This is a genomic window from Streptomyces sp. ISL-98, assembly GCF_018614055.1.
GTDB lineage: Bacteria > Actinomycetota > Actinomycetes > Streptomycetales > Streptomycetaceae > Streptomyces > Streptomyces spiramyceticus.
Genome location: NZ_JAGGPB010000095.1, coordinates 1 through 16,846, shown reverse-complemented (window position 1 = coordinate 16,846; position 16,846 = coordinate 1). Strand labels below are relative to the sequence as shown.

Sequence of the window (16,846 nt, the reverse complement as noted above, 5' to 3'; positions counted from 1 at the left end):
TCATGACACTTCTCCGAAGCTCAGCCGCTCGACCCACTTGGTGTTGAGCACCCCGGGCGCGGCCGGGACGATGATCCGCGCCGGATACCCGTGATCGGGCGACAGGTCCTCGCCGTTGACCGCGAGCGCCAGCAACGACCGCGGATCGTGCACCTGGTTGTCGCGCAGTGCCCCCACGCGAAAGGCCCCCTGGCGCTGAAAGGACTGCACCAGGACACCGGGCGGCCGGTCCTCGCGGTAACCCGCGAGGACGGCGAGATCCTTCAGGCGCACACCGCGCCACCACTGGTCCGAGGTCGACCAGCCCTCGACGCAGGCGATCGGCAGCGCCGCGCTCTGCTGGGCCATTGCGAGGAGCTGCGCCCGGGAGAGACGGACGGTACCGGCGGGTCCGGTGACGGTCAGCCGCCAGTCGTCGCCCAGGTCGGCCGACGAGATGCCCACGGCGGCGGCCGTCTTGTTGATCTGGAACCCGTTCGGCCCGGACGCGGGATCGCCACCGCCGTGCGGCGTGAGCAGCGCGGTCCGGCGCAGCGGCCCGTCGAAGCTCCGTCCGGCGGATGTGGCCAGCAGGAGGAGCGACCCGGCGCCCACGACGGCGAGTGCGCCGCGCCGGGAGATGGTCGGGGCGGCGGGGTTCTGGGACACGAGCTCGTCGTCCCTCTCGTCGTCCTTGGTGATGCCGCGTTTGCGCAGGACCCGTACGGCCTTCGGCAGGCGCAGACCCACATGGGTGATGACCGCGGCGAAGAACACCCAGGCCCCGTAGAAGTGCAACCGGTAGAAGGAGCCGGGAAAGATGTACTCCAGCTGGATGTTGAGCAGGCCCGTAATGAACTGGAACAGCGCGCCGCCCACCAGCAACAGCAACGACACCCGCTCCAGCGCGCGCCCCACCGAACGCGCGGGCGGCAGCGCGTACAGCTTCGGGATCACCGACCACAGCTTCGCCAGCAGCACAGGCACGAGCGCGATGCCGACGGTGACGTGCAGGCACTGCGTCAGGCGGTACAGCCAGTGAGGATCGGTCGGCCAGGCGAAGAGGTAGAAGCCCAGCAGGCCCTTGTCGGGGGTCTTGTCGTTGGCGGGTGAGAGGTCCGGGTTGTACGCGGCGTACGACAGCAGGCCGGTCACGAACATCAGCGTGAGCCCGACCAGCAGGACGATGCCGAGCACGGCCGTGAACCGGGTCCCGCGCACAGGGCTGCGCCAGAAACCGGGTGCCGAGGGGAGGTGTTCCAGGAAGCGTCTGTCGCCCATGGCCCGACGTTATGCCCGCACCCCCGGCCGGAACGGCGTACGACCCATGACGAAACGCTGACGTCGTACCGCCGGACAGCCCGAAACGCCTGCGGCCTGCATACCGTGCCCGCGTGCTGAGTTTCCCCGGGGTCCGCCCCCCGGACCCCCGAGAATCCGACGGACAACGCACCGGCCGCCGCCGGGATCTGGCCGCGGCCGCCACCGCTGTCCTGCTCGTCACGGCGGCGGTGCTCGTAGGCCGCGCGATCCAGAACACCGACCGCACCCTCTTCGTCAACTGGCCGCCCCTGCTCGCCTCCTGGGACCCCCACCTCGGCCCCGGCACCCCGGCCGCGCTCGCCGTCGCCGTCGCCGTCGTCGCGTACGGACCGGCCCTCGCCACGCGCCTGCCCTGGCGGGCACTGCTGCTCACCGCATGGGGGGCGTCCCTCGCCTGGGCCTTCTCGCTGGCGCTCGTCGACGGCTGGCAGCGGGGCGTCGCGGGCAGGCTCGTCACCCGGCACGAGTACCTCCGGGTCATCGACAGATTCGACGACATCGGCGCGGCCCTGACCGGCTTCGGCCAGCACATCCTGATCGATTCTCCGGACAACTGGCCCACCCACGTCGCAGGCCACCCGCCGGCCGCCGTCCTCACCTTCGTCGGTCTCGACCGCATCGGCCTGGGCGGCGGCGCCTGGGCGGGCGTGTGGTGCATCGTGCTCGCCGCCTCCGCCGTGGCCGCCGTTCTGGTCACGCTCCGGGCACTCACCGACGAAGGCACCGCGCGCCGCGCCGCCCCCTTCCTTGTCCTGGCCCCGGCCGCGGTGTGGACCGGCACGTCGGCGGACGGCTACTTCGCCGCGGTCGCCGCCTGGTCCGTCGCGTTCCTGGCCCTGGCGGCGACCCGGACAGCGCGGCCCCCCGCCGCCTTCATCGCCGGGCTCCTCTTCGGCCTCGCCTGTTACCTCTCGTACGGTCTGACCCTCGTCGCGATCCCGCTCCTCGCCGTACTCCTGATCGCCCGCACCGCCCGCCCGCTCCCGCTGCTGCTGGCGGGCGCCCTCGTCGTGCCGGTGGCCTTCACGCTCGCGGGGTTCAACTGGTGGGAGGCGTACCGGCTGCTGGTCGAGCGCTACCACCAAGGCGCCGGCGGCGTGCGCCCGTACTCCTACTGGATCTGGGCGAACCTCGCCGCCACCACGTTCGCCGTCGGCCTCGCCACAGTCGCCGGCCTGCGCCGCGCCCTGGCCGCAGCGCCCGCCTCCGTACGCGGACTGCGCACCACAACGGCGTGGCCCACCCACCGCCTGGTCGTCCTCACCCTGGCCGCACTCCTGGCCGTGGCCGTCGCCGACCTGTCCGGCATGAGCAAGGCCGAGACGGAACGGATCTGGCTGCCCTTCACCCTCTGGCTGCTCCCCGCCGCGGCCCTGCTGCCCACGGACAGCCGCCGGGCCTGGCTGACGGCGCAGGCCGCCGTGGCCATCCTGACCAACCACCTGCTGCACACCGGCTGGTGAAAGCCCGCGTCAGACACCGATGCCGAACTCGCGGGCCCGCATCCCGGCCTGGAAGCGCGACGTGGCCCCGAGCATCGTCATCAGCTCGGCGACCCGCCTGCGGTAGGTGCGAAGCGACATGCCGAGCTGCCGCGACGCCGTCTCGTCGGTGTGCCCGGCGCTCAGCATCCGGAGGATCTCGCGGGCCTGTTCGTTGAGTACGGGCGGCCGCGTGCGGCGGAATTCGGCCAGGTCGGTGGCGGTCTCCCAGGCCGCGCACACCAGCGACCTGATCCCCTCGACGACGTCCGGCGACGTGACGACCGTGTACGTACGTGTCCCACGCACCGGCGCTCCGGCGAGGATCGCGACCCGCTGGTCGATGACGATCGCCTCGTGGGCGAGCGGCGCGACCGAGATCCGTACCTGCGCGTGACTGGCGGCGATCCTGACGAGCCGGCGCTCGGATTCGGGGTCGGCCAGCGCCTGCGGGGTGTACAGCTTGCGCATCGACAGTCCGGGCGTCGCACGTGGCCGATTGCCCTCGGCGAAGGCGGCGTTCACTCCGCCCGACCAGGTCAGCAGGTCCGCGGCGGCGCACATGAACTCGTGCCGCGCGCCGGCGAACAGGTGCCCGGCCCGGCGCACCAGCTCCCGCTCGCCCCGCAGGGTCACGTTCTGATCCGCCGCGGAAGTCGCCATCGGAACATTCTGCGGTCGGTCACAACGGCGGTCAACGGCAGTCGAGGCGGCAGCGGGAGGGTGGCGGCCCGACCGTGACCGCCGCCTCCCCTACTACGCGCGCCGCCAGTCAGGCGTCAGCCATCTCGGGCATGTCGCCCACCGTCGTCTTCATGTCGATCACCGCGAACGCGGCGCCCTCCGGGTCCGTGAGCGCCGCGAACCGGCCGAACGGGCTGTCCATCGGCCCGAACTGCAGCGCCCCGCCGCGCGCGGTCGCCTTGGCCACCGCGTCGTCGCAGTTGTCGACGGTGAAGTAGACCTGGATGTACGACGGGATCTCCGGCGGGAATTCGTCCGTCATCGTCATCCGTCCCAGGACGGTGTCGTCGCCGACGTTGAAGACCTTGAAGTCGATGGCGTCGTCCGCCATCCGCTGCGCGCGGTACGGGAAGACAGCGGGGAAGAACCTGTCGACCTTGTCCGGGTCGCGCGTGAAGACCTCTGCCCAGGCGTACGCGCCCGGCTCGCCGCGCTTCTCGAAGCCCTCGTGCTGCGCGGCCTGCCAGATGCCGAATGTGGCACCGCCCGGGTCCTTCGCGAGCAGCATGGAGCCGAAGTCGCCGACCTGCATCGGATCCATCAGCACCTGCCCCCCGCTGTCACGGATCTTCGCGGCCGTGGCGGCGACGTCCGGCGAGGCGAAGTACAGGCACCACGCCGCCGGGGCGTCCTGCCCCGGCATCGGCGGGGTGACCGCGGCCACCGCCTTGCCGCCCGAGTACGCCTGTGTGTAGTCGCCGAACTCCGGCGCGCTCTCACCGAAGGTCCAGCCGAGTACGTCGCCGTAGAAGCTCTTGGCCCTCTCCACATCGGTGAACATCGCATCGGCCCAGCACGGTGTGCCCTCTGGTTGCACGGCCATGGCTTCGCTCTCTCCTGCTCGACGATTGGTCCGGTTTGTCACGCTAGCCAGTCACCGGCCGCCCCGCGCGGGAAGCACGCCCCAATGGGCTGTCCACGTAAGGGCTATTGACGAGTCTCCCGATTGGGCCGACCGGGTGACTGCTGGGCCGCGCGCAATCTCCTGGCACTTAAGGTCCCGGTCTATGACCTCACCCCAGAGCAGCGAAAGCCGTCTTGATCAAAGCAACTTGGGCACCATTTCCGTGATGGCCTGGGCCGGCGAACACGTCGATGACGGACGCGACATGGCTTTCCTGCTCGCCTATTCCCTCGGCGACGGAGCGGCCGGCCCCGAGGCCGCCGAGGAAGCGGTCCGTCACCTCCTCACGCAGTCCGGCCTGCCCATCGGCGGCGGCGTGGTCGACGGCTCCCGGTCCAGCCTGCCGATGACGGTCCTCGTCGAGGACGGCAGCGCGTCCCTGTCCACGCCGTACCTCAATGCGCGGTGCCTCGTCCCCGAGCAGTGGACCACCGCGGCGCGCAAGCGCGATCACGTGTACTTCATGTTCACGACCCGCCCGTGGCCGCAAGGAGCGCCGGGTGTGGCCGTCGCCGAAGAGGATCTGAAGGCCTTCCTCTGCGACGAGGCGACCATCTCCGCCTCCGCGCACTGCCTGCTGCCGGTGAGCACTCCGCGCACGTGACCACGTTGCATCAGCGGCCGCCCGCGGCACCGGCAACAACCCTCAGGCCCCGCAGCAGGAATTCCTTCTGCGGGGCCTGAGGGTTTCACATGCGCGGGAGCGGCTGGTCTCCCCGGCTGATCGGCGAGCGGGCCCGGGGTCAACGCAAGGAGGAACTGCGGTGATCCGAGAGGCCGCCGAGATTGTGTCAGCCGCTATGAACAACTTCTCGCCGCGGCGTTGGTTATCCCGTCTCACCCATTTGGCGCCGGAAATGGATCGGCAGGCATTAGAAAGCTTTCCGGTCTATCCATTCAGGTGCACGGCCCACAGGAAGAATGATCTTCATGATGCGAAGCCGGACTGCACACGCGGAAGGCCGGTGTGCACGCCGCGTTGCGTGCACACCGGCCTTCCGACCGTACTGCGGGCGCCCTGCCGGGCCGGCTCCCTCAGCGTCCGATGGGCAGCCCGCCGACCATCGGAACGGCCTTGCTGGCGCCCACAGTGCCTTTCACGGGCTTCGCCGGCTTGCCCTTCGCCGACTTGCCCTTCACCGGCTTGGCCTTGGCTTGATTGACGTTCTGGGCGGTTCCGGTCGCGGTGTGCAGGAGCGGGTTCGCGACGGGGCTGTTGAGGGGCTGAGCGCTCAGGTTGCCGGCCAGTTGCTTGACGCCCTGCGTGCTCAGGCTGACCGAGTCGCCGGAAGCCACGGCCGGAGACACCGCCCCCGCGGCCGCACCCGCAGCAATCATCGAAACGGCAAGGGCTGAGGCTGCGTTCTTGTACTTCATCCTAATAATCCCTCTTCAGGCTGGCGTAATCCTCGACCGACGAATTCCGTGACACTTTGGCGCTGTTCTTCGATGTCACCGACATCAGGCCTAACGAAAAGCTGGGCGCCGGGAAACTGAGACCGTACGTCCTTCTTGGCGATTCACTCGGATGCCGGGTTTAAATTCAGGGCTCGTCGCAGCACCGATGGAGCGGGATCCGAAGACCCCGCTCCATCGAAATGCGTCAGCCGGCCCTGGTCGCTCAGGTCCGCTTCGACCGGCCGCGACGGGCCATCAGCACACCACCGGCCACGAGGGCCACACTGACCGCACCGGCGGCAGCGAGCTCGTCGGAGCCGGTGTCCGCCATCTGGGGCTGGGCCGCGGGCGGCTGGGCGGCCCGAGGCGCCTCGGCCGGGACCTCCGCGACCGGCATCTCGGCCGGGACCTCCGCGGGCATCTCGGTCTTGGGCTCTACCGGCTTCGGCTTGGCCTTGGGCTTGGGCTTGGGCTTGGGCTTGTCCTCGTCACACGGCTCTTCTTCGTTCTTGTTGTCCTTCGGCTCGTCGTCGTCCAGCCAGTCGTCGCCCATCCAGTCCTCGGCCGGCCACTCCTCGTCCGGCCACTCGCCGCTCGGCACCTCGTCCGCCGGCCTCTCGCCGCCCGGAGTTCCGCCCTTCGGCTGCTTCTTCTCCGGCTTGGCCACAGGCTTCTGACCGGTCGCCGGCTTCTTCTCCGGCTTGGCCGCGGGCTTCTGGCCGGTCGCCGGCTGCTTCTCGGGCTTCGCCTCGGCGTCGTCGGTGTCGACGGCGCAGTTGTTGCCACCCAAGTCGAGGGGGCCGCAGCCCTTCACCGGCACCTCGACCGGAACCTTGACCTCGTCGCCGGACAGCAGGCCCGCAGGCGCGGTCGAGGCCTCACCGCCGGTCCCGGCATCCGCGTGGGCGTAACCGCCGGTCAGGGCGAGGATCCCGGATGCAGCCGCCGCAGCGAGCACGCTTCTGTTCAAAACCTGTCGCATCTTGCCGTTCCCTGTCTTTCATGCTCGGAGGAATGCGCATGGCGTGCGCCCAGAGCCAACTGGGGTCCAATTGGGGTCCCATTGCTGAGCGGTTCAGACTGGGAACAGCCACGTCCTTCGCGCTGCACGAGTCCGTTCTTCACACCCATAGCGTCGGCGTCGGAATCGGTAACGATCTGATTCCACCGAGGAAACGAGGGAAATGAGGTTGCCTTTTCACCATCACCCGAATGCCCTAGGGGAATTCAAGTAAATATGCCCGGTCCTCGCCCATGGGGAGGACCGGGCAATTCTTCTGTCGTCTTGTCAGACAGGCGACGCGCACACCGTGGGCGGCTACGCGTCCGGCAGCTTGGGCTGCACCGCGGGCTGCTTCGGCTGGTTCGGCTGGTTCGGCATCTTGGGCAGCCCGTCGAGGTCCGCGGCCGGGAGGCCGCTGCCCAGGAGGCCACTCAAGATCACGTTGACGAGGCCGGTGAGCACGGACTTGATGTCCGACGCCACGACCGCCGCGTCACCGGCCGTCGCCGACTTCAGCAGCCCGTCGGCCCTGACCTTCAGGTCGGTGATCGCCTTCGCCTTGAGGTCCGCACCCGCGTCCGCGGAACTGTCGGCCGGCGCGGCCTTCTCCAGGCTCTTCAGGGCCTCGTCTATCGCCTTCTTGTGGGTGGCGGCATCTGCCTCCGGCAGCTTCTCGCCGTGCGTCAGGACGGCCTTGAGCAGGTCCGTGACCGGCTTCAGCACCGTGGCGATGGTCTGCACCGCGCCCGTCTGGGCCGTGAGCGCATCGGCGTTCGGAATCGGAGCCTCTTCGGCCGAAGAGCCTTCCGGGTGAAGCGCTGCCGGTGCCGCCGCTGCGGCACTGGTCGGGCCGAACGCCAGAGCCCCGCATATCACCGAGGAAACGACGAGGCCGACTGACCGGGAAACACGCATACGAAGATCCTTACGTGAGGGTCCTGAGGGGACTGGGACACCGCCACCGTGCCGCCGTCGCCCACCCTCCGCAACTTTTCCGCCACGTACCGTCACGCCCGCCGTGCGTGTCAGCCCTCAGCGTGCACCGGCCGACTCGGGGTACCAGCGGCCGTCGCGCTGGTGGGCCAGACGGTGGGCGGCCAGCCCGTCCACGTGCCGGGAGATGGTGGCCGGCTGGTAGCCCACGACGGCGCTCAGCTCGTCGATGCTCATGCCGGTGTCCGCACGGGATTTGAGCTGCTGCCACGTGCGTTCGGCGGGGCGGCCGATGCCACCCTCGGAGACGGACCTGAATGCGGTCCCGGTGTCGGGTACGGCGGCGGCCGGGGCCGTGACCGACCTGGTGACCGGGCGCGGAGTGCGGTTGACCTGGCGGTGCCGTCGGCCTTTCTGCTTACGGCGCTTCTGCCTCGGCATGGACTGCTCCGTCCGTAGAAGTAGTGAATGAAGTGGTTGGAGTGAATGAGGGAGATGAGAAGTGCTCCTGCGGGATCGCAGGAGCACCTCGTGCGGTACGTCGCCGGGGCTCGGGCTCAGCCGATGGGGAGTCCGCCGACCCGGCCGGTCAGGTCCGCCGAAACGGGCAGATCCTGCACCAGATCGCCCAGCGCCTCGACCGCCGAACGGAGGTTGGACTGCGGGTGCGCCGGCGCATTCGGGTGGCCGGGGCCGACCGCGTGAGCAGCGCCGGTGGCAGCGAGCACGGCACCGCTCAGCACAGCGGTGAAGGCGGCGACTGAGGCGTTGCTGCGGTTGCGCATGTTTCTCCAGCCTTTGGGTGAAATGTGACGGACAAAGACGCAACGAGGCGGCTCCGACACCGGTCACGCCGTCCGGGCACCGCCGACGGCGAATCGGGCGAATCAGGTGAATCAGTCGAAGGCGGGTGCGGTGAGCGCCTGGCTCTGCTGCGGAACCGGGCTCAGGTAGTCGGCCGGCGTCAGCGGCCGGTCGGTGAAGAACCGCAGAGCCAGGTCTGCCACCTCCTCGGCCTTTTCCAGCACGACCCAGTGGTCGGCGTCCCGGATGGTGGTGAAGCGGCTCCCCTGGATGGTCGCCGCGAAGGCCCGTTGCCGCTCCGCCGACGTCACCGTGTCGTGCTCCCCGGTGAAGACCAGCGCAGGCACCCCGGACAGGCCGCCGGAGAAGTCCGGCCGGTCGCCGAGCGAGCGGTACACGGAGTCCGCCGCGTGCGGCGAGTGCACGACCGCGTGGGCCATGGACCGCTTGACGTACCGGTAGGCGAGCTCCCTCCGGGCCACGTACCGCTGCGGATCGAGGCACATCAGCGCGTCCGTCACCATCGTCGCGAAGCCGTCGGTGTCACCGGCGTCCAGCCGGTCGGTGGCCCGCCGCCAATGGGCCCGCTGCTCGTCCGAGATGTGCGTGGGTACGCCGCCGAGGATCAGCCGGGCGATCCGCCGGGGGTCGTTCTGCGCGCAGTGGAAGGCGAGCGCGGCGCCGTACGAGAAGCCGAAGAGGTTGACGCGCGGTACGTCGAGATCGTCGATGATCCGGGTGACGGCGTCGCACAGGATCTCCGCGCTCGGGCCCGGCGGCAGCGGCGCCCCGCTGCCCATGCCCGGCAGGTCCGCGGTCACGACGGCCGCCACGGGGCCCAGCCGGCCCTCCACCTGGGGCCAGCCGAGCATTCCTTGCAGGGCGCCGCCGAGGACCACGACCGGTTCGGTGACGGGGTCGGTATTCCGCAACACCCGATAGGCGTAGCGCAACCCGTGCACCGACAGGGATCGGATGGTTTCCTCAGGCATGCGCCATTCCTTCTCGCTAGCTACGTACGGGTGAGGACGAGAGCCGCGTTGTGGCCGCCGAAGCCGAGCGATGTCTTGACAGCGCAGTCGAACGTCGCAGGCCGCGCGGCCTTGCTGACCACCTCGACCGGGATCTGCGGGTCGAGTGAATCCAAGTTGGCTGTCGGTGGGACAAGTTGGTGCTGGAGGGCGAGGACGGTGAGGGCTGTCTCGATTCCCCCGGCCGCACCCAGGGTGTGGCCCGTCATGGCCTTGGTCGACGTGACGAGGGGGTGGGAGCCGAGCGTCCTGTGCAGGACCGTTGCCTCGATCAGGTCGTTGACCACGGTGGATGTGCCATGTGCGTTGACGTGGCCGATGTCGGACGCGCTGACGTCCGCGTCCGACATCGCGGTACGCAGCGCACTCTCGATGCCCCTGCCCTCGGGGTCGGGTGCGACGGCGGCGTACGCGTCACTGGACGCCCCGTAGCCCGCGATGCCCGCCCGGATGCGGGCGCCGCGCGCCCTGGCGTGCTCCGGCCGCTCCATGACGAGGAGGCCCGAGCCTTCGCCCACGACGAAGCCGTCCCGGTCGGCGTCGAACGGGCGGCAGGCCGCGGCGGGGTTCTCCCGGCGCGTGGACACCGCCCTCATTTGGCAGGCGCTGGCGATGATCAGCCTCGAACAGACCGACTCGGCGCCGCCCGCGATGGCGATGTCGCAGACCCCGGCTCGCAGCAACTGATGTGCGGTGCCGATGGCGAGGGTGCCCGACGAGCACGCGGTGGAGACCGCGAAGCTCGGTCCGCGGGCGCCGAGGTCCATGCAGACGCTGCTGGCCGCGCCGTTGACGACGGTCAGCGGGGCGAGTTTGGGGGAGACCCGGCGCGGGCCCTTCGCCGCCAGGACAGCGTGCTGCTCGTCGTAGAAGGGCAGGCCTCCATGGGCGGACCCGATGATGACGGCGACCCTGCTGCCGTCCCAGACCGAGGTGTCGAGGCCCGCGTCCGCGACAGCTTCGCGGGCGGCCAGCACGGCGAGTTGGGAGAACCGGTCCATCAGCCGCTGGGTCGCCACACCGAGGAGAAGCGCGGTGTCCAGACCGTCGATGGAGTACATGAAGTCGCAGGCCAGACCGTCGAGTTCCGGCTGGCGACGCACAGATGTGGGGGCGGCGCTCTCGGTGACTCCGCGCCATGCCTCGGCGGCTCCGACACCTGCGGCGGTGACCAGGCCGAGGCCCGTCACCGCCGCGGTGAAGGGCGTCTGCGTCGGCCGCGTCACCCGAGAGTCTTGCTGTGTACGAGGTCCACCAGCTGACCGACGGTGTTCCGCGAGGTCAGCGCGGCGTCCTCCAGGTCGATTTCCAGTTGATCCTCAATGAGGATGCGGAATTCTTCCAGGGCGAGCGAATCCATACGCAATTCATAGAGTGGGATTTCGGGGCGAACGGCAGCAGGATCAACCCCGAATTTCTGCACCATCAGCGCGCTGACCACTTCTGTCGCGCTCGTACTCGCCGTACTCGTCACGTGTCGCCTCCGAGTTCGTACACGATGTTCGCCCACCTTTATACGCGCCCGCCCGGAAGGGCCCTTACAACGTTCGCTCAATGTAATGAGGCTTAGCGCGTGCGTACGGGAATGAGCGTGTTCGGCGCGTTCCGTGCATTCAGTCGGCTCATGCGATCAATGCACGTGCGGGCCGCCGCTCATGTGTGGTGTGCCGCGGGGTACGAGCGCGAGGGCGACCAGCGCGCTTGCGGCCGCGGCGACGGCGCAGACGGTGAATGCGTCGGTGAAGCCGCCACCGGATCCGCCGCCCCCGAACCCGCCCTCGATGCCGGACGCGGCGACCGTGGACACGACCGCCACGCCGATCGAACCGCCCACCTCGTGGAAGGTGTTGACGACTCCGGAGGCGAGGCCCGACTCATGGGGGTCGATCATGCCGAGCGCGGTCGTGGTGGCCGTGACGAACACCGCGCCGATGCCCAGGGACGCGACGACGAATCCGGGGAGCAGCCCGGCGTACACGCTGCTGTCGGCGGAGAGCCGGGTCAGGGGGACGGTTCCGGCGGCCGCGATCACCATGCCGCCGACTGCGGTCGTACGGCTGCCGATCCGCCCGACGAGCTGCGACCCGAGATGCGCGCCGATGCCGACGGCGACGGCCACCGGCAGGAACACCAGGCCGGTCCGCAGGGGACTGAAGCCGCGTGCGTGCTGCAGGTAGACCGACCCGAGGAAGAAGAACGCGATCAGCAGCGCGGTGGCGATCAGCATCAGGAACGCGCCCGCCAGCACCGGCCGCCGGGTGAACATCCGCAGGTCCATCAGCGGTGCGCTGCTCGCCCGTTCGACCGCCGCGAAGGCCGCGTACAGCGCCACCGCGCCGACGAGCGGCAGCAGGGTCGCGCCGGCGCCCCATCCGGCGTCGCCCGCCTCGACCAGCCCGTAGATGAGCGAGGCGGTGCCCGCGGTGACCAGGAGTGCGCCGGGGACGTCGAGGCGGGCGGGTTGCGGGGTGCGCGCCGGGACGAGGGTGGGGACGGCGGCCAGAAGCAGGACGCCGACCGGCACGTTGACGTAGAAGACCCACTGCCAGCCGGGCCCGTCGGTCAGCGCGCCGCCGAGCAGGACGCCTGCCGCCGAACCGATGCCGCCGATCGCGGCCCATGCGCCGAGGGCCTTGTTGCGCTCGGCGCCGTGGAAGGTGGTGGTGACGAGGGAGAGGGCGGCCGGGGACAGCAGCGCGGCGCCGACGCCCTGGGCGATACGCCCGCCGAGCAGCATGGGGGCGGTTTCGGCGAGCCCGGTGGCGAGCGAGGCGGCGGTGAAGACCGCGAGCCCGGCGACGAGCGTGCGGCGGGCACCGAGCGCGTCGGCGAGTCGGCCGCCGAGGAGCATGAGCCCGCCGAAGCAGAGGGTGTACGCCGTGACGACCCAGGTCAGGGTCGCGCGCCCGAGGTCGAGGTCGGCCGCCATGTCGGGCAGAGCGACGTTCACGACGGTGACGTCGAGGATGAGCATGAACTGCGCGACGCAGACGAGTACGAGCATCGCCCAGCGGCGCGGGGTGGCGGGTGGGTGGTCGTGGTGGTGGTGGTGGTGTTCCGCCGGATGAGTTGTCGAAGACATGGATCACTTCCAGGGCAGCGGGAGGAGCAGCGGTCGATTCCTTCACCTGAACTGTACGGCCCAGTACACATGAACTCAACTGTTCAGTTCAGTTCAAATGTTAGGATCGGGCCATGAGCGTGGACAGCGTCAAGCAGCCCCCCAGCGGCCCCCGGGCCGAACTCAAGCGGCAGGCCATCGTCCGGGCGGCCCGCGAACTCTTCCTGCGGGACGGCTTCGGCGTCGGCATGGACGCCATCGCCGCCGAGGCAGGCGTGTCCAAGGTGACCGTCTACAACCACTTCGGCAGCAAAGAAGCGCTGTTCACCGCGGTCATCACCGAGGCACTCGACGAGCCCCTCGGCACCGCCTCAATGACGGCGCTCGAAGGGCTCGCCGAGACCGACGACCTGCGTACGGCACTCATCGACGCCGCCCGCACCTGGGTGAGCGCCGTCACCGGCAACCAGGACGTCATCGCCCTGCGCAACCTCGTCGCCGCCGAACTGCACCGCTTCCCCGAGCTAGGCCGGGCCTGGAAGGGCCACGGCCCCGAGGGCCACCACCCCGCGATCGCGGGCGCGCTGCGCGCACTCGCCGATCAGGGGCGCCTGGTGATCCCCGACCTGGAGGTCGCGATCATCCAGCTGTACGCGCTCCTGATCTTCCCGCACCTGGTCTTCGGCGCCTACGGGACCCACATCGACGACGACCTCACCGACCGCCTTGTCACGGGCGGCGTGGACATGTTCCTGAGCCGCTACGGCGCTTAGTGCCTGTGTCTGAACCGGGGCCGGGCTCGCGACGCCTGGCACGCACGCTCGCCGCGTTGGCCGAAAGCCCTAGTAGCTCCGCTACGAGGACTTCCAGCCGCCTTGCGATCGCACGCACCAGACGCCGCGAGCTGATCCGGCCCAGTTTCAGACACAGGCGCTTAGCTTTTGAAGCCGCCGTACGGGCGTGTGATCGCTTCCAGGCCGTGGCCGGCCGGGTCCATGAAGTACACGCCGCGCCCGCCGTCATTGTGGTTGATCTCGCCGGGCTTCTTGAAGTGCGGATCGGCGTAATGCTCGACGCCCTCGTCCTGAATCCGCTGGTAGATGCCGTCGAACTCGTCCTCGGTGACGAGGAACGCGTAATGCTGCATGACGATCGACTCCGCCGGAATGGCCGCGAAGTCCAGGGTTACGCCGTTGCTCAGTTCGACGGGGATGAACGGGCCCCACTCGGTCCCGGTCTCAAGGCCCATGATGCGCGCGAAGAACTCGGCGGATTCACGGTTGTCCTTGGCATGAATGATGGTGTGATTCAACTCGACTGACACTGTGGAATGCCTCCGTAAGGCAAACTCACCGGCACCTCCATGCCTCACCCGGGCGGTGACCAGCACGCGATGCCGTGCGGTGATCCTAGGTCGCGTTCGCCGGGGTTGTCACCCCGGTTGTGCGGCGCGCGGCCGGATCGTCGGCAGGCGGTAACTGCCATCGGTCACTGCATCGTTGGGCGTATAGAGGCGGATCATCGGACGGAATCCGCCTTCCGGCGCCGGAAGCCAGTTCGCCGCCTCGACCGGGTGGGACGGGCGCTCCCTGCCGATGCAGATCGTCAGCGAGCCGTCGTCGGCGTACACCAGACCCGGTGTGCGGTCCCCTATCGAGTAGCAGCCGATCGGGTTGTCGACGAGCTGCTGGTCCGGGGTGTCGTACATGGTCATCGACCAGAACGACCCGACCGGTGGCGGCTGTTCGAAGCGCACGGTATACGACGTGGCGCCCGTGAGCGGCCTGCCTTCCGCGTCCGTGGAGGTGGACGCGGACACCGCCTCGTAGCCGTGGCTGCCCCACAGCGCGGTGCGCGCCGCGACCGCGCGGGTCAGGTACGACGCCTCGCGGTCGTCGATGCGCCACTGCGTGGAGTCGATCGTGCCGATGCCGAGGTGGTCGAGGTTGTAGTCGAAGAGGTGCGGGTTCATCCCCCATTCGCCGGGCCGCGCCTGCGCTTGCGAGTACTGATCCGGTGCCGCCGCCTTGGACGCGTTCTCGATGCGCTCCTTGCCCGCGGCCAGCCCCTCCCTGAGCGCCCGTACGAGCGCGGGTTCCGCGTTCACGTACGGCGAAGGGCCCTCCTCCAGGAGACCCAGCGGCTGGAAGCGGTCCTGGTACGCCTGGTCCGCCGCCGACGGCGGGAAGTCCGCCATCCATACCCGCAGCCGCTCGAAGAAGCGCAGCTCGTCCGGCACGTCGGGGTCGACAGCGGGCAACCCGGTCCGGTGTTCCGCCCCGTCCTGCGGCGTCAGTACGAGATCCTGCTGGATCGCCGCGACACGTGGCATGTCGTCCGGACCGCCGCACGCATTGCGGCCGACGAGCGTGACGACGGACGTCGGGGCATCGATCACGCCGGTCACGTCGTCCGGTTCGCTGCCCGGCCAGCCGGGCGGCGCGATCAGCCAGCGGCTCTTCGCGGTGCCGGTCGCCCTGCTGCCGAGGTAGGCGAAGTTGTTGGTCCACGCGTCGACGAACTGCAGCACGCAGTACGCCCCGTCGGTGTCCGGCACATCGAGCAGCAGCGGCCCGCCGGAGAGGTCGAGCTGTGCGACCGAGTACACCGTGTCGTTGTTGACGGACACGAAGTGGTCGTCCGGGGAGGCCAGTCGGCCGGCGTGCGAGAAATGGTTGAAAGGGGCGGGGCCCAGCGTGCCGAATCCCTTGTGCAGGGCGGCATCGACCGCCGACAGGCCTGAGACCAACGGGTAGCCGTACACATAGGCATCGGCTGCCGACGCTGCCGGCTCAGCGGGTGGGGTTGGGTTCTGCCCAGACATGTTTCGAGGATCCGGTCCGGGGGCCGTACGGGCGACCTGGGCCGGGCCGGACGGGTGACCCGTACTCCCGGCCGGTTCAGTGCGGGCCCGGGGGCGGGCATCGGTGCTCGGATGCGCACATCGACTCCCGAGCGAGGCAGACAGACATGATCAACGGCTCCCACGTCATCCTCTACAGCACCGCCGCCGACGCGGACCGGACCTTCATCCGCGACGTCCTCGGCTTTCCCGGGGTGGACTCGGGCGGCGGCTGGCTGATCTTCAAACTGCCGCCGGCCGAGGTCGCCGTACACCCCACGGGCGGGCGCCCCAAGCACGAGTTCTACCTGATGTGCGACGACATCGAGCAGACGCTCGCGGACCTCGCGCAGCGCGGGGCGGAGATCTCGGGACCCGTGCGCGACCAGGGCTGGGGGCTGCTCGCCGCCGTAAAGCTGCCGAGCGGGACCGAGCTGCCGCTGTACGAGCCCAAGCACCCGGTGGCGTACGACCTCGGCTGAGGACCCGGAGACTGCTGAGGAGCCGGAGACGTACGCCGGTCAGGCCCGCGCGAGCTTCGCCGCGCCGAAGGAGACGTCGAAGCGGTCGCACCAGATGGTCAGGCTGGTGAGGGCGGCCAGGTCGGCGTCGGCGGGCAGGGCGTAATTCTGGTCGCCCTTGTTGCCCTTGAGCTTGCCGAGGCTGACGTACTTGCCGTCGTCGAAGACGTGCCAGCCGGCCTTGCCCTCCTTCACCGGGGCGTCGGTGAGCCAGACGCGCAGGTCGGGGCCGTTGCTGGTGTCGAGGTTCTCCAGGCGGAGGGTGCGGGTGCCGTCGGGGTGCTGGAGGATTTTCGCCGTGCCGCTGGTCGAGTGTTCGTGGCTGATCAGGGTGCCGGAGGCGAGTGTGCGCAGGGCGGGCGGGGCGGTGGGGGTTTTCTCCGGCCCGGCCGCGTCCGAGGGCTCCGAAACGGGGGCCGCCGAGGGGACTTCCTCTTTCACCGTCTCGTCCTGCCAGAGCTTCCACGGCTGGAACCAGTACAGGCCCACGCCGACCGCCAGCATTCCGACGAGCAGCACCCCGATGACCACCGGCTTGCCGAGTATGTGTCTCATGCGCTCATTCAACGCCAGGAAGGGTGCGCCGACCTCGGCCGATCCGATGACGGAAGTCTTACGGCACTAGGCAGTGTCTGACAAATGATCACGGACTGGTTCGCGGAGCCAGAGGATCAGTGAGGCCAGGGCGACTCCGGCGCGGTAGCGGTCGGCGAGCTTGTCGAACCTGGTCGCGATCGCGCGGAACTGCTTGAGGCGTGCGAAGCATCGTTCGACCACGTTGCGGTCGCGGTAGACCTCCTTGTCGAAGGCGGGCGGCCGGCC

The 16,846-nt window shown here is 69.6% G+C and carries 20 protein-coding genes; 4 read left to right on the top strand and 16 right to left on the bottom strand.

Translation table 11 applies throughout. The features are described 5' to 3' along the window. Positions 1 to 1,260, bottom strand: coding sequence for a molybdopterin-dependent oxidoreductase (locus J7I98_RS38680; RefSeq protein WP_214929743.1), 1,260 nt, complete (start codon positions 1,258 to 1,260; stop codon positions 1 to 3). Positions 1,261 to 1,376: 116 nt separating this feature from the next. Here J7I98_RS38680 and J7I98_RS38675 point away from each other — a divergent pair, with 116 nt between their 5' ends. Continuing rightward, on the top strand, positions 1,377 to 2,765 hold the full coding sequence (locus tag J7I98_RS38675; RefSeq protein ID WP_214929772.1) for a hypothetical protein: 1,389 nt from the start codon (positions 1,377 to 1,379) through the stop codon (positions 2,763 to 2,765). A gap of 9 nt (positions 2,766 to 2,774) precedes the next feature. Here the strand turns inward: J7I98_RS38675 and J7I98_RS38670 are convergent, their stop codons facing one another. Beyond that, on the bottom strand, positions 2,775 to 3,446 hold the full coding sequence (locus tag J7I98_RS38670) for a LuxR C-terminal-related transcriptional regulator (RefSeq protein ID WP_214929742.1): 672 nt from the start codon (positions 3,444 to 3,446) through the stop codon (positions 2,775 to 2,777). A gap of 109 nt (positions 3,447 to 3,555) precedes the next feature. Continuing rightward, positions 3,556 to 4,350, bottom strand: coding sequence for a VOC family protein (locus tag J7I98_RS38665; RefSeq protein ID WP_214929741.1), 795 nt, complete (start codon positions 4,348 to 4,350; stop codon positions 3,556 to 3,558). 184 nt (positions 4,351 to 4,534) lie between these two features. Here J7I98_RS38665 and J7I98_RS38660 point away from each other — a divergent pair, with 184 nt between their 5' ends. Then, on the top strand, positions 4,535 to 5,035 hold the full coding sequence (locus J7I98_RS38660) for a DUF5949 family protein (RefSeq protein WP_214929740.1): 501 nt from the start codon (positions 4,535 to 4,537) through the stop codon (positions 5,033 to 5,035). Positions 5,036 to 5,466: 431 nt separating this feature from the next. On the opposite strand, the gene J7I98_RS38655 is transcribed toward J7I98_RS38660, so the two are convergent. The 9 genes from J7I98_RS38655 to J7I98_RS38615 all read right to left on the bottom strand — a co-directional run bounded on the left by J7I98_RS38655 (position 5,467) and on the right by J7I98_RS38615 (position 12,682). Continuing rightward, positions 5,467 to 5,808: a hypothetical protein gene (locus J7I98_RS38655; protein ID WP_214929739.1), complete on the bottom strand. Its 342-nt coding sequence runs from the start codon at positions 5,806 to 5,808 to the stop codon at positions 5,467 to 5,469. Between the two features lie 244 nt (positions 5,809 to 6,052). Further along, a complete protein-coding gene (locus J7I98_RS42445) occupies positions 6,053 to 6,811 on the bottom strand; it encodes a chaplin family protein (RefSeq protein WP_214929738.1) in 759 nt (252 codons plus the stop codon). Between the two features lie 336 nt (positions 6,812 to 7,147). Beyond that, positions 7,148 to 7,747: a hypothetical protein gene (locus J7I98_RS38645; RefSeq protein ID WP_214929737.1), complete on the bottom strand. Its 600-nt coding sequence runs from the start codon at positions 7,745 to 7,747 to the stop codon at positions 7,148 to 7,150. A 117-nt stretch (positions 7,748 to 7,864) separates the two neighbouring features. Beyond that, a complete protein-coding gene (locus tag J7I98_RS38640) occupies positions 7,865 to 8,206 on the bottom strand; it encodes a hypothetical protein (protein WP_214929736.1) in 342 nt (113 codons plus the stop codon). 116 nt (positions 8,207 to 8,322) lie between these two features. Then, a complete protein-coding gene (locus J7I98_RS38635) occupies positions 8,323 to 8,550 on the bottom strand; it encodes a hypothetical protein (RefSeq protein WP_214929735.1) in 228 nt (75 codons plus the stop codon). A 111-nt stretch (positions 8,551 to 8,661) separates the two neighbouring features. Then, on the bottom strand, positions 8,662 to 9,561 hold the full coding sequence (locus J7I98_RS38630; protein ID WP_214929734.1) for an alpha/beta fold hydrolase: 900 nt from the start codon (positions 9,559 to 9,561) through the stop codon (positions 8,662 to 8,664). A gap of 20 nt (positions 9,562 to 9,581) precedes the next feature. Beyond that, on the bottom strand, positions 9,582 to 10,826 hold the full coding sequence (locus tag J7I98_RS38625) for a beta-ketoacyl synthase (protein ID WP_214929733.1): 1,245 nt from the start codon (positions 10,824 to 10,826) through the stop codon (positions 9,582 to 9,584). After that, positions 10,823 to 11,026 (bottom strand): acyl carrier protein, encoded by a 204-nt coding sequence (locus J7I98_RS38620; RefSeq protein WP_214929771.1) that lies wholly within the window; start codon positions 11,024 to 11,026, stop codon positions 10,823 to 10,825. The genes J7I98_RS38625 and J7I98_RS38620 overlap by 4 nt, the downstream gene beginning before the upstream one ends. A 204-nt stretch (positions 11,027 to 11,230) precedes the next feature. Beyond that, positions 11,231 to 12,682 (bottom strand): MFS transporter, encoded by a 1,452-nt coding sequence (locus J7I98_RS38615; protein ID WP_214929732.1) that lies wholly within the window; start codon positions 12,680 to 12,682, stop codon positions 11,231 to 11,233. Between the two features lie 113 nt (positions 12,683 to 12,795). On the opposite strand from J7I98_RS38615, the gene J7I98_RS38610 reads away from it, so the two are divergent. Beyond that, positions 12,796 to 13,434: a TetR/AcrR family transcriptional regulator gene (locus J7I98_RS38610; protein WP_214929731.1), complete on the top strand. Its 639-nt coding sequence runs from the start codon at positions 12,796 to 12,798 to the stop codon at positions 13,432 to 13,434. Positions 13,435 to 13,595: 161 nt separating this feature from the next. On the opposite strand, the gene J7I98_RS38605 is transcribed toward J7I98_RS38610, so the two are convergent. Then, the gene (locus J7I98_RS38605; protein ID WP_214929730.1) at positions 13,596 to 13,985 is read right to left on the bottom strand and encodes a VOC family protein; all 390 of its coding nucleotides are present in this window, start codon (positions 13,983 to 13,985) and stop codon (positions 13,596 to 13,598) included. A 108-nt stretch (positions 13,986 to 14,093) separates the two neighbouring features. Beyond that, positions 14,094 to 15,485, bottom strand: coding sequence for a DUF1254 domain-containing protein (locus J7I98_RS38600; RefSeq protein WP_214929729.1), 1,392 nt, complete (start codon positions 15,483 to 15,485; stop codon positions 14,094 to 14,096). Between the two features lie 146 nt (positions 15,486 to 15,631). Here J7I98_RS38600 and J7I98_RS38595 point away from each other — a divergent pair, with 146 nt between their 5' ends. Next, entirely contained in the window at positions 15,632 to 15,985 is a 354-nt protein-coding gene (locus tag J7I98_RS38595) for a VOC family protein (RefSeq protein WP_214929728.1), read from the top strand. Between the two features lie 39 nt (positions 15,986 to 16,024). Here the strand turns inward: J7I98_RS38595 and J7I98_RS38590 are convergent, their stop codons facing one another. Then, positions 16,025 to 16,579 (bottom strand): DM13 domain-containing protein, encoded by a 555-nt coding sequence (locus J7I98_RS38590; RefSeq protein ID WP_214929727.1) that lies wholly within the window; start codon positions 16,577 to 16,579, stop codon positions 16,025 to 16,027. Between the two features lie 66 nt (positions 16,580 to 16,645). Continuing rightward, positions 16,646 to 16,846, bottom strand: a 201-nt coding sequence (locus J7I98_RS38585) for a transposase (protein WP_214929726.1), incomplete at its 5' end; no start/stop codon positions are given.

Excerpts from the sequence above, each read along its gene's own strand:
- J7I98_RS38680 (WP_214929743.1), bottom strand. The coding sequence starts at position 1,260 with ATGGGCGACAGACGCTTCCTGGAACACCTCCCCTCGGCACCCGGTTTC.
- J7I98_RS38670 (WP_214929742.1), bottom strand. The coding sequence starts at position 3,446 with ATGGCGACTTCCGCGGCGGATCAGAACGTGACCCTGCGGGGCGAGCGG.
- J7I98_RS38665 (WP_214929741.1), bottom strand. The coding sequence starts at position 4,350 with ATGGCCGTGCAACCAGAGGGCACACCGTGCTGGGCCGATGCGATGTTC.
- J7I98_RS38660 (WP_214929740.1), top strand. The coding sequence starts at position 4,535 with ATGACCTCACCCCAGAGCAGCGAAAGCCGTCTTGATCAAAGCAACTTG.
- J7I98_RS38655 (WP_214929739.1), bottom strand. The coding sequence starts at position 5,808 with ATGAAGTACAAGAACGCAGCCTCAGCCCTTGCCGTTTCGATGATTGCT.
- J7I98_RS42445 (WP_214929738.1), bottom strand. The coding sequence starts at position 6,811 with ATGCGACAGGTTTTGAACAGAAGCGTGCTCGCTGCGGCGGCTGCATCC.
- J7I98_RS38645 (WP_214929737.1), bottom strand. The coding sequence starts at position 7,747 with ATGCGTGTTTCCCGGTCAGTCGGCCTCGTCGTTTCCTCGGTGATATGC.
- J7I98_RS38640 (WP_214929736.1), bottom strand. The coding sequence starts at position 8,206 with ATGCCGAGGCAGAAGCGCCGTAAGCAGAAAGGCCGACGGCACCGCCAG.
- J7I98_RS38635 (WP_214929735.1), bottom strand. The coding sequence starts at position 8,550 with ATGCGCAACCGCAGCAACGCCTCAGTCGCCGCCTTCACCGCTGTGCTG.
- J7I98_RS38630 (WP_214929734.1), bottom strand. The coding sequence starts at position 9,561 with ATGCCTGAGGAAACCATCCGATCCCTGTCGGTGCACGGGTTGCGCTAC.
- J7I98_RS38620 (WP_214929771.1), bottom strand. The coding sequence starts at position 11,026 with ATGGTGCAGAAATTCGGGGTTGATCCTGCTGCCGTTCGCCCCGAAATC.
- J7I98_RS38615 (WP_214929732.1), bottom strand. The coding sequence starts at position 12,682 with ATGTCTTCGACAACTCATCCGGCGGAACACCACCACCACCACCACGAC.
- J7I98_RS38610 (WP_214929731.1), top strand. The coding sequence starts at position 12,796 with ATGAGCGTGGACAGCGTCAAGCAGCCCCCCAGCGGCCCCCGGGCCGAA.
- J7I98_RS38600 (WP_214929729.1), bottom strand. The coding sequence starts at position 15,485 with ATGTCTGGGCAGAACCCAACCCCACCCGCTGAGCCGGCAGCGTCGGCA.
- J7I98_RS38595 (WP_214929728.1), top strand. The coding sequence starts at position 15,632 with ATGATCAACGGCTCCCACGTCATCCTCTACAGCACCGCCGCCGACGCG.
- J7I98_RS38590 (WP_214929727.1), bottom strand. The coding sequence starts at position 16,579 with ATGAGACACATACTCGGCAAGCCGGTGGTCATCGGGGTGCTGCTCGTC.